This is a genomic window from Pseudomonas sp. Pc102, assembly GCF_018408275.1.
GTDB lineage: Bacteria > Pseudomonadota > Gammaproteobacteria > Pseudomonadales > Pseudomonadaceae > Metapseudomonas > Metapseudomonas tohonis.
The window spans coordinates 3,268,600-3,280,774 of the sequence record NZ_AP021905.1 but is presented as its reverse complement, the minus strand read 5'-3'; the positions used below and the strand labels follow the sequence as shown (position 1 = coordinate 3,280,774).

The 12,175-nt window shown below is 71.4% G+C and carries 12 protein-coding genes; 3 read left to right on the top strand and 9 right to left on the bottom strand.

The window, feature by feature from the left end; translation table 11 throughout:
- Positions 1–72 precede the first annotated feature (72 nt).
- From PHLH3_RS15175 to gspG, 8 genes are all read right to left on the bottom strand, one after another.
- The gene (locus PHLH3_RS15175; RefSeq protein WP_213630305.1) at positions 73–1,227 is read right to left on the bottom strand and encodes a substrate-binding domain-containing protein; all 1,155 of its coding nucleotides are present in this window, start codon (positions 1,225–1,227) and stop codon (positions 73–75) included.
- Between the two features lie 527 nt (positions 1,228–1,754).
- Complete coding sequence (gene gspF, locus PHLH3_RS15170) at positions 1,755–2,963, bottom strand: type II secretion system inner membrane protein GspF (RefSeq protein ID WP_213630304.1); 1,209 nt, start codon at positions 2,961–2,963, stop codon at positions 1,755–1,757.
- A complete protein-coding gene (gene gspE, locus PHLH3_RS15165) occupies positions 2,963–4,381 on the bottom strand; it encodes a type II secretion system ATPase GspE (protein WP_213630302.1) in 1,419 nt (472 codons plus the stop codon). Before gspE ends, gspF begins: the two co-directional genes overlap by 1 nt.
- Complete coding sequence (gspD, locus tag PHLH3_RS15160) at positions 4,378–6,774, bottom strand: type II secretion system secretin GspD (protein ID WP_213630300.1); 2,397 nt, start codon at positions 6,772–6,774, stop codon at positions 4,378–4,380. Before gspD ends, gspE begins: the two co-directional genes overlap by 4 nt.
- Positions 6,771–7,322 (bottom strand): type II secretion system protein GspM, encoded by a 552-nt coding sequence (gspM, locus tag PHLH3_RS15155; protein ID WP_213630298.1) that lies wholly within the window; start codon positions 7,320–7,322, stop codon positions 6,771–6,773. The genes gspD and gspM overlap by 4 nt, the downstream gene beginning before the upstream one ends.
- Positions 7,315–8,484, bottom strand: a complete 1,170-nt coding sequence (gspL, locus tag PHLH3_RS15150; protein WP_213630296.1) for a type II secretion system protein GspL — start codon at positions 8,482–8,484, stop codon at positions 7,315–7,317. The genes gspM and gspL overlap by 8 nt, the downstream gene beginning before the upstream one ends.
- A complete protein-coding gene (gene gspK / locus PHLH3_RS15145; RefSeq protein WP_213630569.1) occupies positions 8,481–9,422 on the bottom strand; it encodes a type II secretion system minor pseudopilin GspK in 942 nt (313 codons plus the stop codon). The genes gspL and gspK overlap by 4 nt, the downstream gene beginning before the upstream one ends.
- A 35-nt stretch (positions 9,423–9,457) precedes the next feature.
- A complete protein-coding gene (gene gspG / locus PHLH3_RS15140; RefSeq protein WP_173180200.1) occupies positions 9,458–9,907 on the bottom strand; it encodes a type II secretion system major pseudopilin GspG in 450 nt (149 codons plus the stop codon).
- Positions 9,908–10,167: 260 nt separating this feature from the next.
- On the opposite strand from gspG, the gene gspI reads away from it, so the two are divergent.
- Positions 10,168–10,563: a type II secretion system minor pseudopilin GspI gene (gene gspI / locus PHLH3_RS15135; RefSeq protein WP_213630294.1), complete on the top strand. Its 396-nt coding sequence runs from the start codon at positions 10,168–10,170 to the stop codon at positions 10,561–10,563.
- 2 nt (positions 10,564–10,565) lie between these two features.
- Here the strand turns inward: gspI and PHLH3_RS15130 are convergent, their stop codons facing one another.
- Entirely contained in the window at positions 10,566–10,994 is a 429-nt protein-coding gene (locus PHLH3_RS15130) for a type II secretion system protein N (protein WP_213630292.1), read from the bottom strand.
- A gap of 57 nt (positions 10,995–11,051) precedes the next feature.
- Between PHLH3_RS15130 and gspH the strand changes: the two genes are divergently transcribed.
- Together gspH and PHLH3_RS15120 are read left to right on the top strand one after the other, a co-directional pair.
- Positions 11,052–11,522: a type II secretion system minor pseudopilin GspH gene (gspH, locus tag PHLH3_RS15125; RefSeq protein WP_175384263.1), complete on the top strand. Its 471-nt coding sequence runs from the start codon at positions 11,052–11,054 to the stop codon at positions 11,520–11,522.
- The gene (locus PHLH3_RS15120; protein WP_213630291.1) at positions 11,522–12,139 is read left to right on the top strand and encodes a prepilin-type N-terminal cleavage/methylation domain-containing protein; all 618 of its coding nucleotides are present in this window, start codon (positions 11,522–11,524) and stop codon (positions 12,137–12,139) included. The genes gspH and PHLH3_RS15120 overlap by 1 nt, the downstream gene beginning before the upstream one ends.
- Positions 12,140–12,175 lie beyond the last annotated feature (36 nt).

Below are 12,175 nucleotides of genomic sequence, written 5' to 3'. Positions count from 1 at the left end.
GCGGCTGAAACAGGAAAACCGGCAATGGCGCGAGGCCATTGCCGGTTCGTGGAGCGGTGCCTGGTTAGAGGCTTAGAGCGGACGGCCGATGCCGTTGCAGGCGGTGGTGTTGCCGATGGCCAGGGAGTTGGTCGGGGTGTAGAAGGTGCTGCGAACAGCAGTCTTCCAGTTGTCGGTCAGCGGGATCAGCTTGTTGGCGATGATCTCGTCGTCGTTGTTGTTGAGGTCATCGGTGTTGAAGTGGCGGCCAACGAAGTCACGGATGGCGGTGCGGTCGGCGCTGTCCTTATAGCACTGGCTGAACACCAGGTTGGTGTAGCCCACGATCTTGTAGCCGCTGGCGGGGTTGGCCAGTACCGGAACCCACTTGGAGGGGTCGGCGCGGTCAGCGGCGGTGGACGGCGGAGCGATGGTGCTCAGCGCTGTGGTGACGTTGCCGATGGTGGGCAGCAGGCCGTTGACCTTGGCCACTACGGCGTTGTTGGTGGCATCGACGTCTTCCGGGCCGACGTAGCCGATGGCGCCTTCGGTGGAAGCGACGGTGCTGGCCAGGTTGGCACTGCCGGTGGCAGCGATCCAGGACGCCGGCTCGGCACCGACGTTAGCGGTGGTGAAGGTGCTGTTGGTGGTGAACTTGGCCGAGCACTGGCTGTTCAGGTGACGGGTGAAGATCTCCGTGGTACCGCTGCTGCCGGCACGGTAGACGACGGTGATGGCGGTAGCCGGGTAGCTGGCGTTGACCTGGTTCCAGGTGGTGATGGTGCCCGAGAAGATGTCGCACAGCTGAGCACTGGTCAGGTCCAGGTTGTTCAGCGCGGCGCCACCGGCCAGGGTCAGTTTGTAGGGGATGGTCACCGAAGTGGCGGCCGAGGGAACCTGGACCAGCGGGCCCCAGTTGGCGGCGCTGCTGGTGGGAACGGCCGGGGACTGGTGAGCGGCCTGGTAGGTGGAGATCTCGCTGGCGGACAGGATGGAATCGCTGCCGGCGTAGTCGACGGTGATGCCGGAAGCCAGGCCCAGCTTGGTGGAATCGTTGGTCAGCACGGCGGATTTGCCAGCGCCGCTGCCCACGCCGATGTAGGCGTTGAAGCCCGACGGCAGGACGGTAGCGGTGTTGTACAGGTTCTGCGGCAGAGTGGCGCCGCCACCGACTACGGCAGCCATGGCCTGGGCGGAGCACAGGCCGGCGACGGCCATGGAAACAGCGAGAACATTGCGCTTGAACATGAAGAATCTCCTTTCATCGTGTCTGGACGTTGAGTGGTTCGCTCTTGCATCACGCTGCGGCCTGGCCCCGAGCCACATTCCCCTGCTCGTCGGTGGGCTGGCCACGAGGTAGAAGCTCTCAATTTCCGGTGACAGAGAAAGGAAAAAACCTCGGGAGCCTGTACGGATTTTTTCCAGTATTTCTCGGGAGTTAACGAAACTTTCCTGACATCTCGGCCAGCGCTGCCGAGCGTTTTCCGTTGAGTGCCGGCCCCGCTCTCCCGCCGTTGCTGGCCCGGGCCGTCGGTGCATGACGGAAGGATGAACCCGAGTGGCGCGGAGACGGGGCTCAGGTGTTGGCAAGGCCGGTGCCGGTCAGTGGTTTTTTGTGGGAGCGAATTCATTCGCGAAGGGGCTCGGCAGGATGAACCCGTGCCGTAGGGTGTGCCGTGCGCAACGCCGCTCGGTGCTTCCGGAAAATCCCAGGTGCGCGCAGCACACCCTACAAGCGTTTCGCCCCAGGGGACGCAATGTCGTAGCGAGCGCCCCTACTGCACCAGTTGGTTGATCTCGATGATGGGCAGCAGCACGGCCATGACGATGGTCAGCACCACGCCGCCCATGACCACGATCATCAGCGGCTCCAGCAGTGCGGTCATGCCCATGGCGCGGCGCTCGATGTCGCGGGACAGGGTCTGCGCGGCGCGGTCGAGCATGGGTGGCAGGGAGCCAGTCTTCTCGCCGCTGGTGATGAGGTGGATGAGGATGGGCGGGAACACGCCGCCGGCCTTGAGCGCGCTGGCCAGGCTGATGCCTTCGCGCACGGCGAGGGTGGCGTCGGCCACGCAGGCGGCCAGGCGGTCGTTGGCCAGGGTCTCGCGGGCGGCGTCCAGGGCGCGCAGCAGCGGTACGCCGGCGCTGCCGAGGATCGCCAGGGTGGAGGCGAAGCGCGCGGTGTTCACCCCCAGCACGAAGCGCCCCAGCAGCGGCAGGCGCAGCACCCGCGCGTGCCAGGCCAGGCGCGCGGCGGCGTCGCGCAGGTACAGCCGCCAGCCCCAGAAGGCCCCGGCGATGCCGGCGAAGCAGAGCACGCCCCAGGCCCGCACGAAGTCGCTGGCCTGGAGCATCACCCGGGTCAGCGCCGGCAGGTCCTGGCGCGCCTGGGAGAAGGCGCTGACCACCTGGGGCACGACGAAGCCGAGGAGGAAGATGACGATGCCGATGGACACCAGCCCCACCACCGCGGGGTAGATGAAGGCGGTGAGGATCTTGCCGCGCAGGTTGTTGCGCTCCTCGATGTAGTCGGCCAGGCGCTCCATCACCTGGGCCAGGTTGCCGGACTCCTCCCCGGCGGCGATCAGCGCGCGGTAGATGTCGGGGAAGTCGCGCGGGCGCGCCGCCAGGGCTTCGGCCAGGCGCATGCCGCTGCGCACGTCGGTGCGGACCGCGCCCAGGGTCTCGGCGATGTGGCGGCGCTCGGCCTGCTCGACAGTGGCCGATAGCGCCGACTCCAGGGGCAATCCCGCCGCCAGCAGGCTGGCCAGCTGGCGGGTCGCCCAGGCCAGGTCGCCATCGGACAGGCGCGGCGCGAACAGGCCGCCAGCGGCGCTGCCACCGCCCTCCTCCTCGGCCAGCTCCAGGGGCGTCAGGCCACGGCTGCGCAAGAGCCCCATGGCACCGCGCGGGCTGTCGGCCTCCAGGGTGCCGCTCTCGATGCGGCCGCTGGCGTCGGCGGCTTCGAAACGGTAGCGGTTCATCAGGCGTCCCTCGTCACGCGGAGGATTTCCTCGGGCGTGGTGAAGCCGTCCCGCACCCAGCGCTCGCCGTCCTCGCGCATGCTGGCCATGCCGGCGGCGCGGGCGGCTTCGCGCAGGCGTTGCTCGGCCTCGCCCTGGTGGATCAGGCGGCGGATGTCGTCGTCGATCACGAAGAGTTCGTGGATGCCGGTGCGGCCGCTGTAGCCGGTGTGGTTGCAGGCCGCGCAGCCCACCGCGCGCCACTGCCCGGGAAAGGCCGGGTCGGGCTCGCGGCACTGGCTGCACAGGCGGCGTACCAGGCGCTGGGCGAGCACGCCGAGCATGCTGGAGGCCAGCAGGAAGGGCTCCACGCCCATGTCGGTGAGGCGGGTGACGGCGGAGACGGCGTCGTTGGTGTGCAGCGTGGCCAGCACCAGGTGGCCGGTGAGGGAGGCCTGCACGGCGATCTGCGCCGTCTCCAGGTCGCGGATCTCGCCGATCATGATGATGTCCGGGTCCTGGCGCAGGATGGCGCGCAGGGCCAGGGCGAAGCTCATGTCGATGCGCGCGTTGACCTGGATCTGACTGATGCCCGGCAGGTCGTATTCCACCGGGTCCTCCACCGTGAGGATGTTGCTGGTGGCGGCATCCAGCCGCGCCAGGGCGGCGTAGAGGGTGGTGGTCTTGCCGCTGCCGGTGGGCCCGGTGACCAGCACGATGCCGTGGGGCTGGCGGATCAGCCGGTCGAGCCGCTCCAGCAGCGTCGGCGCCATGCCCAGGGTCTCCAGGCGCAGGCGCCCGGCCTGCTTGTCCAGCAGGCGCATCACCACCCGCTCGCCGTGGCCGGTGGGCACGGTGGAGACGCGCACGTCGATGGGCCGCCCGGCCACCCGCAGGGCGATGCGGCCGTCCTGCGGCAGGCGCTTCTCGGCGATGTCCAGCTGCGCCATGATCTTGATCCGCGACACCAGGGCCGCGTGCAGCGCCTTGCGCGGGGCAACCACGTCGCGCAGCGCGCCGTCCACCCGGTAGCGCACCACCGAATGGGTCTCGAAGGGCTCGATGTGGATGTCGCTGGCCTCGTCCCGCGCGGCCTGGGTCAGCAGGGCGTTGATCATGCGGATCACCGGCGCGCCGTCCTCCGTGTCCAGCAGGTCGGTGACCTCGGGCATGTCCTGCAGCAGGCGGTCCAGGTCCACCTCGCTCTCGGCGGCGCCGACCACGGCCGCGGCGCTGCCGGTATCGGCGTAGGCACTGGCCAGCAGGGCCTCCAACTCGGCCTCGGTGACCCGCTGGATGGCTGTCGCGCCATGGCGGCGGCGCACCTCGCCTATGGCCCAGCCGGGGGTGCTGGGGCTCACCAGCAGCACCGCCCCCTCCCCCTCGCCCTGCAGCAGCAGGCGCTGGGCGCGGGCCCAGGCGTAGGGCAGCGCGCTCATGGCCGCTCGCCCGGGCGCAACGGCACGGCGCGCATGGGCCGGGGCCGCGGGGCCGGCAGCGGCGCGGCCGGCTCCGGCGGCATGGCCTGTTCGGCCGGCGGCAATTGCGGCGCCTGCATGTCGCTGAGGGGCCACTTGCGCTCGGGCTGCAACGCGCCCTGGGCACGGCGGATGAAGTCGTAGCGGTTGAGGGTGATGCTGCGCCCCACGCCGTCGTCGCGAATGATGTAGGGCCGCAGGAACACCATCAGGTTGGTCTTGGTCCGTGCGCGGCGGTCGCTGCGGAACAGCGCGCCGATGCCGGGCAGGCTGCCGAGCCCGGGCACGGCGTCGCTGCTCTGCACGAAGCTGTCCTGCAGCAGCCCGCCGAGCACCATGATCTGCCCGTCGTCGAGGAGGATGCTGGTGTCGATGGCGCGCTTGTTGGTCACGGTTCCGGCCTCGTTGTCGGCGCGCTCGTCGACGCTGCTGACTTCCTGGTAGATGTCCAGCTTCACCGTGCCGCCCTCGGATATCTGCGGCCGCACGTTGAGGCGCAGGCCCACTTCCTCGCGCTCGATGGTCTGGAACGGGTTGTTGCTGGTGCCGCCGCCGCTGGTGACGTAGTTGCCGCTGACGAAGGGAATGGTCTGGCCGACGAAGATGCTCGCCGCCTCGTTGTCCAGGGTCAGCAGGTTGGGCGTGGACAGCACGTTGGTACCGCCCTTGCTCTTCAGCGCGCGGGCCAGGACCTTGAGGTCGAGCACGCGGCCGATGCCGGGGATGTCCACGCCACCGGAGACCTTGCCGATGCTGAGGCCGCCCGGCAGCACGTCGATGCTGTTCTTGGCGGCGGTGTTGAGGCCGGCGCCGCCGAGGTTGGCGCCACCGATCCAGCCGTTGCCGGCCAGGTTGCCGGCCTGCCACTGGATGCCGAATTCGCTGGTGTCGTCCTCGCTGACTTCGACGATCAGGCTCTCGATCACCACCTGCGCGCGGCGCTGGTCGAGCAGGTCGATGACCTCGCGCAGGTTGCGGTACAGCGGGTCCGGCGCGGAGATCAGCAGGGTGTTGGTGGTGGTATCGGCCTGAACGGTGATGCCATTTGCGGAGAAGGCCACCGCGCCCTCCTGGCCGCCCTGCCCCTTGGCCGCCGACAGCAGGCCGCCGCCCGACTGCCCGTAGCCACCGGAGCTGCCGGCCTGCCCGTTGCCACTGGTGGAGGTGCCGGAGCTTGCGCCGCTGCCCGTGGTGTTCTGCGCGCTGCCGCCGAGGTTGCCGCCATTGAGCTGCGCGCGGCTGCCGTCGCCCTGCCCGGCGCCCTCGCCCTCACCGGTGAGCAGGCCGCGCAGTGCCTGGGCCAGCTTGTTGGCCTGGGCGTTGCGCAGGTACACCACGTGCAGGTTGCTGGGGTTGCCCTGGGCGCTGTCGAGCTTGGCGATCAGTTGGCGGGCCAGCTCGCTGCGTTCGGGGCTGCCGGTACGCAGGATGATGCTGTTGGAGCGCGGGTCGCCGATCACCGCGACCTTCTGCGTGGCGTCGTTGCCCGGGCTCTCCATCAGCTCGGCGACCATCGCGGCGATGTCGGTGGCGATGCCGTTCTGCACCGGCACCACGTCGGTGTCGATGGAGCCGGGCACGTCGATGTTGGCGATGATCGCCGCGACCCGCTCGAGGTTCTCCGCGTAGTCGGTGACCACCACCGTGTTGTTGCCCGGGTAGGCGTTGATCGGGTTGTTCGGCGAGACGATGGGGCGCAGCACCGGGATCAGGTTCACCGCGTTCTCGTACTGCAGGCGGTAGGTGCGGGTGACCATGCCATTGCCCGCCGGACGGTCGGCGGCGCTGACCGGGCCGCCGAGCAGCTTTGCGTCCGCCTCCGGCACCACCTGGCTGACGCCGCCCACCTCCACCACCGAGAAGCCCTGCATGCGCAGCGCCGCCAGGAGCATGTCGTAGGCGGTACGGGCCGGCACCTCGCCCTCGGAGACCAGGGTCAGCTGGCCCTTGACCCGGGGGTCGGCGAGGAACTGCCGGCCGGTGGCGCGCGACAGCGCACGCAACACGGCGGGGATGTCGGCCTCGACGAAGTTCAGCTGCACCGGCTGCTCGCCCAGCCCGGTGGCGCGGGTGTCCCGGGGCGGCGTGCCGGGGTGCCGGGCGGCCTGTTGCGCGCGCTGCGCCCGCGCCACCTGCTGCTGGCGCTCGGCCTGGGCCTGGGTGCGCTCGCGTTCCACCAGGGCGTCACCCTGCCCCACCCGCGCCATGGGCCGGCCCAGCTCGCTGGCGGCAGGGATCGGCAGCGGCGGCGGCGTGCCGCCGGACTGGCTGCAGGCGGCGAGCACCGCCGCGAGGGAAATCGCCGCCCCATGCCGCAGCGGTCGCCGCAGCCCTTGTCCATCGAACCGCTTCATGAGGATTCCTTAGCGCCTGGCGCCTGTTCCATGCCGACGACGCCGGAAAGCCGGGCGTCCGTCCGTTCGCTTTCTGTCCCGCCGTCGCGCCGCAGCCGCACCTGGCGCAGCTCCAGCGGCAGGCCCGGGGTCACGCCCAGCAGCCAGTCCATCACCCCTTGCGCCGGGGCGCCTTGCAGTTCCAGCTGCCAGTGCGGGCCGTCCACGTGCAGTTGGTAGTGGCCGGCCAGGCCGTTGCCATCCAGCCCCTGGCGCAACAGCGATTCCAGCGATGCGCCCGGCGCCAGGGCCGCCGGCCCCTGCACCTCGGCCAGCACCGCCTCGAGGGTCTGTGCCTGGGCACGCAGGCGCGGCAGCTCGGCCTGCCAGTGCTCGATGCGCGCCAGGGGCGGTTCGATCAGGGCGAACCACAGCAGCATCAGCGGCAGCGCGATGGCCGCCAGGCGCAGGATGCGCCGGTCGCGCGGGCCCAGCCGCTGCCAGCGCTGGCGGGCCTGGGCCTTCTGCTGGTGCCAGGCGCTACGCAGGCGTTGCAGGCGCTCATTCATCGCGGCCGGCCTCGCCGCTGGGGGCGTCGCCCGGTGGCAGCGGCTTCAGGCTCCAGCCATCCGCGCCGATGGCCGCCTGCAACCCGGCCTGGGCCAGGCTCGCCTGCCAGGCCGGGTCCACCGGGGGCTTGCGGGCCCCGGCACGGGGCACCAGGCGCAGGGTCTCGCCGTCGTAGTCGAGGGATTCGAGGGTGCCCAGGGCGAACGGCATGGCGACCACGGCCTGCTGCACCATGGCGGCGAAGCGACCGGGCCCATCCTGGCTGCCGCCGGCCAGGCGCGCGTCGCGTTGCTGGCGGGCTTGCTGCAGGGGATTGAGCACCACGGGCAACTGCGGGAAGACCTGTTTCACCCGCTGCGCCATCTGCTGCTTGAGCGCCTGCCCCTGGTGGGCCATCTGGGTGGCGTGCAGGTTGAGCCCGAGGGTCCAGACGCCAACGGCCAGGGCGCAACAGGCCAGTGCCCGGCCCCAGCGCCGCGGCCCCCGGACGGGGCCCGCCAGCCCCTGCAGCAGGTTGCAGGCGGGCAGCGGGCCGGTCCAGCGGCGGCTGGCGCCGACCGCCTCGCCCGGCAGGCCCCCGGGGACATCGCCAGGCCAGTGCGGTGCCTCGCCGCTCTCCAGCAGGCGCGGCGCACAGTCCTCGGGCAGGGGGTGCACCCAGGCGCCCTGAACGCTCTCACGCACCAGCAACTGGCCGTCACGCAGCTGCGCGCAGGCGGCTCCGGCGTCGACGCCCAGGAAGAACGGCGCGCCATACAGGCCACGGGGCTCCAGCGCGCACTGGCGCAGGCACTGCAGCAGGCGTTGCAGGCGCTCGCGCTCCAGCCAGGCCAGTTGCACCCGGCCGTCTGCCTGGCGCGGGCCGTGCACCAGGTGCAGCGCGTCGCAGCCCCCGAGCACCAGGCCATCGGCCGCACAGCGCACCGCATCGCCCAGGCGCGCGGCGGGCAGCGGCGGCAGTTCGAGGCTGGCCAGCAGGCTGTCGTCCGGGTGCAGGGTCAGCTCCACGGCCTTGCCACGGGCCTGGCGGCCGAGTTCGGCGAGGCTGGCCCGCCCCTCGCTGGCGAGGTGGCCCTGGCGATCCAGCCAGGCATGTTCCACCTGGCTGTCGGGCCCCAGGCCGGCCAGGGGTGGCAGGGCGATCCGCAGCGACGCGTTCATGCGCCCACCCGCGACCATACGATGCGCGGCTGGCTCTCCTCGGCACGCAGCAGCAGGGCCTCCACCGGGATGCGACGCTCTCCGGCGCGGGCCAGCCCGCGCACCAGGAACCATTCGCTGGTGATGCCGATGCGCACCCGCTCGGTGGTCAGGTCGGGCATGCGCAGGCGGTTGAGCACGTCACCGCTGTTGATGAACCACAGCCCGCGGTCGCGCTCGGCGACCAGGGCGCGGGCGCGCTCCAGGCCGAGGCCGGGCACCCGCGCGGCGATCACCTCGGCGGAGGTGGTGTTGCCGTTGACCCAGGTGGGCATGGGCAGCAGCGTGACGAAGGGCGCCAGGCGCTGCAGCACGTCGGCGGGTACGCCGGGCAGCCCGGCGAGGTCCTCCAGGCGGCGCAGCATGGGGCGTCTGGCTTCGATGGCGCGATCCTCCGCCTCGGGCGAGGTCAGCCGGCCGCTGTCGAAACCGCTGCCGCCGGCCGGCTCGCTGCGGGGCGGCTGGCGGCGATAGGCATAGCCGTCGATCACCCGGCGGGCGATGCGCGAGGCCGCTTCCGGCGGCACGCCGAGCAGCGCGCAGAGGCGTTCGAAGGTGGCCATCTCCAGCGGGTCGAGCTGGTCGTCCTGCACCAGGTTGCGCAGGTTGAAGCGGCCCTGTTCGTCGATGATCGCGCCCTCGAAGGCGGCGCCCTCGCCCAGGTTCAGGTTGCGCAGCGGCTGTGCCCAGGCCTGGTCGAGACGGGTGGCCGGCTCGCGCAGGCGCTCCTCCCAGAGCCGCTGGCGGCTCCACTCCAGGGCACCTCGCGCGGCCCAGGCGCCCTGCAGGCGCTGCTGCTCGCTCTCCACGGCGCGGGTGATGCGCGCCTGGCGGGCGATCATGCCGGCGGCGATGACCGCCACGACAGTCGCGATCAGCAAGGCGCTGATCACCGCCATGCCGCGCTGGCTGGCCAGGGGATGCACGGCGCGGCCTACAGCTGCCAGGAGCCGATGTCGGCATTGACGCCCTCGCCCTCGGGCTGGCCGTCGGCCCCCAGGGAGAAGATGTCCACCTCGCCGTTGGCGCCGGGGTTGAGGTAGTTGTAGGGGCGGCCCCAGGGGTCGTTGGGCAGGCGCTCGAGGTAGGAGCGCCAGTTGCTCGAGGTGGCGTTCGCCGGGCGTTCCACCAGCACCTTCAGGCCTTCGTTCTGGCTCGGGTAGCGGCCCTGGTCGAGGCGGTAGAGCTTGAGCGCCTGCATCAGCCCGGCGATGTCCTGGCGAGCGGCGGTGGCACGGGCCTGGTCGGGGCGGTCGAGCACCTTGGGCACCACCATGGCGGCGAGGATGCCGAGGATCACCACCACCACCATGATCTCGATGAGGGTGAAGCCCTGCTGGCCATTCCGGCCGCGAACCGGGGAGCTGAACCGCGCGATATCCATCTCGACACTCCTTGGGTCTGCCTCGGCCCGCTCCGTGGAGGCGGGCCCGTCCTGTCGACCCGGATTGTTCCAAGCGCATATGTCACTGGTATTGAAAATCCTCGGGAGGATTTCCCCCGCGCCCCGCCACGACGCCCGTGGCAGGGGGCTGCGCGCCGATAGGCCCGCGTTTGGGGGCGCCGTCCTCCGGTGTTTCCGTCAGCGTTTCGTCAGACGCCGGCGCTAGGCTGGAGCCTCCTTCACCGACCCGTGACCCGCCCATGCGCAAGGCCCACGCAACGCCCCGGCAAGCGGCCGGTTTCACCCTGATCGAAGTGCTGGTGGCGCTGGCCATCGTTGCCGTGGCCATGTCGGCGGCGGTGCGTGCCGCCGGGCAGATGACCCAGGCCGACGGCTTGCTGCGCGACCGTTCCATCGCCCTGCTGGCGGCCCAGTCGCGCCTCGCCGAGCTGCGCCTGGAGGGGCTGCCGGGTGTCGGCCGCAAGGTGCTGGACTGTGATCAGGGGCGCCTGCGGTTGAGCTGCGAGCAGCGCGTGACCCCGCTGGGCGACCTGCTGCAACTGAGCCTGCGCGTGTACGACCGTGAACGTGGCGGCCCGCCCCTGGCGCGCCTGGAAACCCTGGTGGCGCGCGACCGCCTGCAGGTGACGCCGTGAACTCAGCGCAGCGAGGGCAGCGGCGGCGCGTCGGGCAGGCGGGCGATGGACAGGCGCTGGGTTTCACCGCCCCGGGCGATGATCACCGCGTCCCGTTCGATGGCGTCCAGGCGTACGCCCTCCCCCAGGCTCTCGCCAGCGAGGAAGGCGCGGGGCGGCGCGTCGTCCACCGCGAGGATGGCCACGGCGCCACGCTCCCCGGCGAACAGCCCGGTGAGGCGCACGTCCAGCTGGCTGGCGCGGCTGGCGAACCATTGCGCCGCCTCCCGGGCGGCGGCAGGCACCGGCTGCGGGGCCCGGCTGAGCGCCTGGGCCTGCTGGGGCCCGGGGTCGCCCAGCAGCAAGCCCCAGGTGACCAGGCCCGCCAGGGTCGCCGCCAGTGCGGTGCCCTGGACCCATGCGGCGGGGTTGAAGCGGCTGACAAGGCGCATGCGACGGTTCTCCGGAAATTCCTGGCGCCGACGCTAGCAGCCGATCTTCACGGTTTTATGTCATCTCCTCCCGAGTGTGCCGGGCACGCGCAACGGGGGTTCACCCTGATCGAGCTGATGGTGGTGCTGGTGATCGTCGGCATCGCCACGGCGGCGGTGAGCCTGAGCATCCGCCCCGACCCGGCGCGCCTGCTGCGCGAGGACGCCAAGCGCCTGGCGCTGCTGTTGCAGAGTGCCCAGGACGAGGCCCGCGCTGACGGTCGCGCCATCGCCTGGCAGCCGGACGCACGCGGTTACCGCTTCCTGCGCCTGGAAGATGGCGGTGCCGATGCGCGGGTGTTCGCCGGCGACCCGCAGCTGCGCCCGCGCACCTGGCAGGTGAGCCCGCTGGACGTGCGCCTGAGCAGCGGGCGCTGGCTGCTGATCGACGCCGAGTGGATCGGCGAGCCGGCGCGCATCGAGCTGTCGGATGGGCACAACAGCGTCAGGGTCGTGCGCGAGCCGTCCGGCCGCATCGAGGTGCAGTGATGAGGGGTCAGCATGGTTTCACCCTGATCGAGGTGATGGTGGCGATCCTGCTGATGGCCCTGGTGTCGCTGGTGGCCTGGCGCGGCCTGGACAGCGTGAGCCGCAGCGACGCGCACCTGCAGGCAACTGCCGAACGCAACGATGAGCTGCTGCGCGCGCTCAACCAGTTGCAGCGCGACCTGGCCCAACGCGCCACCACCGAGCTGCTGGAACCCCTGCGCCCGGACGCCGACGCCGACGCGCTGCCGATCCGCTCCGGGCCGCCGGCCCTGGTACTGCGCGGTGGCGGCAACGGGCCGCCGCGCCTGGAGCTGGTCCGCGTCGCCCCGTCCCGCCCCGGCCTGCTGCTGCGGGTGCGCTGGTGGGTGGAGGGCGACACCCTGTACCGCGCCGCCTCCAGCGCCGGCTCGCGCTACCCGCTGCCGGCACCCGGCAAGGGCGTGGCGGTGATGAGTGGCGTGAGCGACTTCGACCTGCGCACCTGGCGCCCCGGCAAGGGCTGGACCGCCCTCACCGGCACCCCGGTGGAGAACCCCCAGGGCCTGGAACTCACCCTCACCCGCCAGACAGCGCAAGGCGCGGAGCATTACCGCCAGGTGCTGGGGCCGTTCCCGTAGGAGCGAATTCATTCGCGATGGGATGTCCAGCCGCGC

Coding starts and splice junctions, on each gene's coding strand:
- gspG (WP_173180200.1), bottom strand. CDS start 9,907: ATGGATATCGCGCGGTTCAGCTCCCCGGTTCGCGGCCGGAATGGCCAG.
- gspD (WP_213630300.1), bottom strand. CDS start 6,774: ATGAAGCGGTTCGATGGACAAGGGCTGCGGCGACCGCTGCGGCATGGG.
- PHLH3_RS15175 (WP_213630305.1), bottom strand. CDS start 1,227: ATGTTCAAGCGCAATGTTCTCGCTGTTTCCATGGCCGTCGCCGGCCTG.
- gspF (WP_213630304.1), bottom strand. CDS start 2,963: ATGAACCGCTACCGTTTCGAAGCCGCCGACGCCAGCGGCCGCATCGAG.
- gspH (WP_175384263.1), top strand. CDS start 11,052: ATGTCATCTCCTCCCGAGTGTGCCGGGCACGCGCAACGGGGGTTCACC.
- PHLH3_RS15120 (WP_213630291.1), top strand. CDS start 11,522: ATGAGGGGTCAGCATGGTTTCACCCTGATCGAGGTGATGGTGGCGATC.
- gspK (WP_213630569.1), bottom strand. CDS start 9,422: ATGGCGGTGATCAGCGCCTTGCTGATCGCGACTGTCGTGGCGGTCATC.
- gspM (WP_213630298.1), bottom strand. CDS start 7,322: ATGAATGAGCGCCTGCAACGCCTGCGTAGCGCCTGGCACCAGCAGAAG.
- gspL (WP_213630296.1), bottom strand. CDS start 8,484: ATGAACGCGTCGCTGCGGATCGCCCTGCCACCCCTGGCCGGCCTGGGG.
- gspI (WP_213630294.1), top strand. CDS start 10,168: ATGCGCAAGGCCCACGCAACGCCCCGGCAAGCGGCCGGTTTCACCCTG.
- gspE (WP_213630302.1), bottom strand. CDS start 4,381: ATGAGCGCGCTGCCCTACGCCTGGGCCCGCGCCCAGCGCCTGCTGCTG.
- PHLH3_RS15130 (WP_213630292.1), bottom strand. CDS start 10,994: ATGCGCCTTGTCAGCCGCTTCAACCCCGCCGCATGGGTCCAGGGCACC.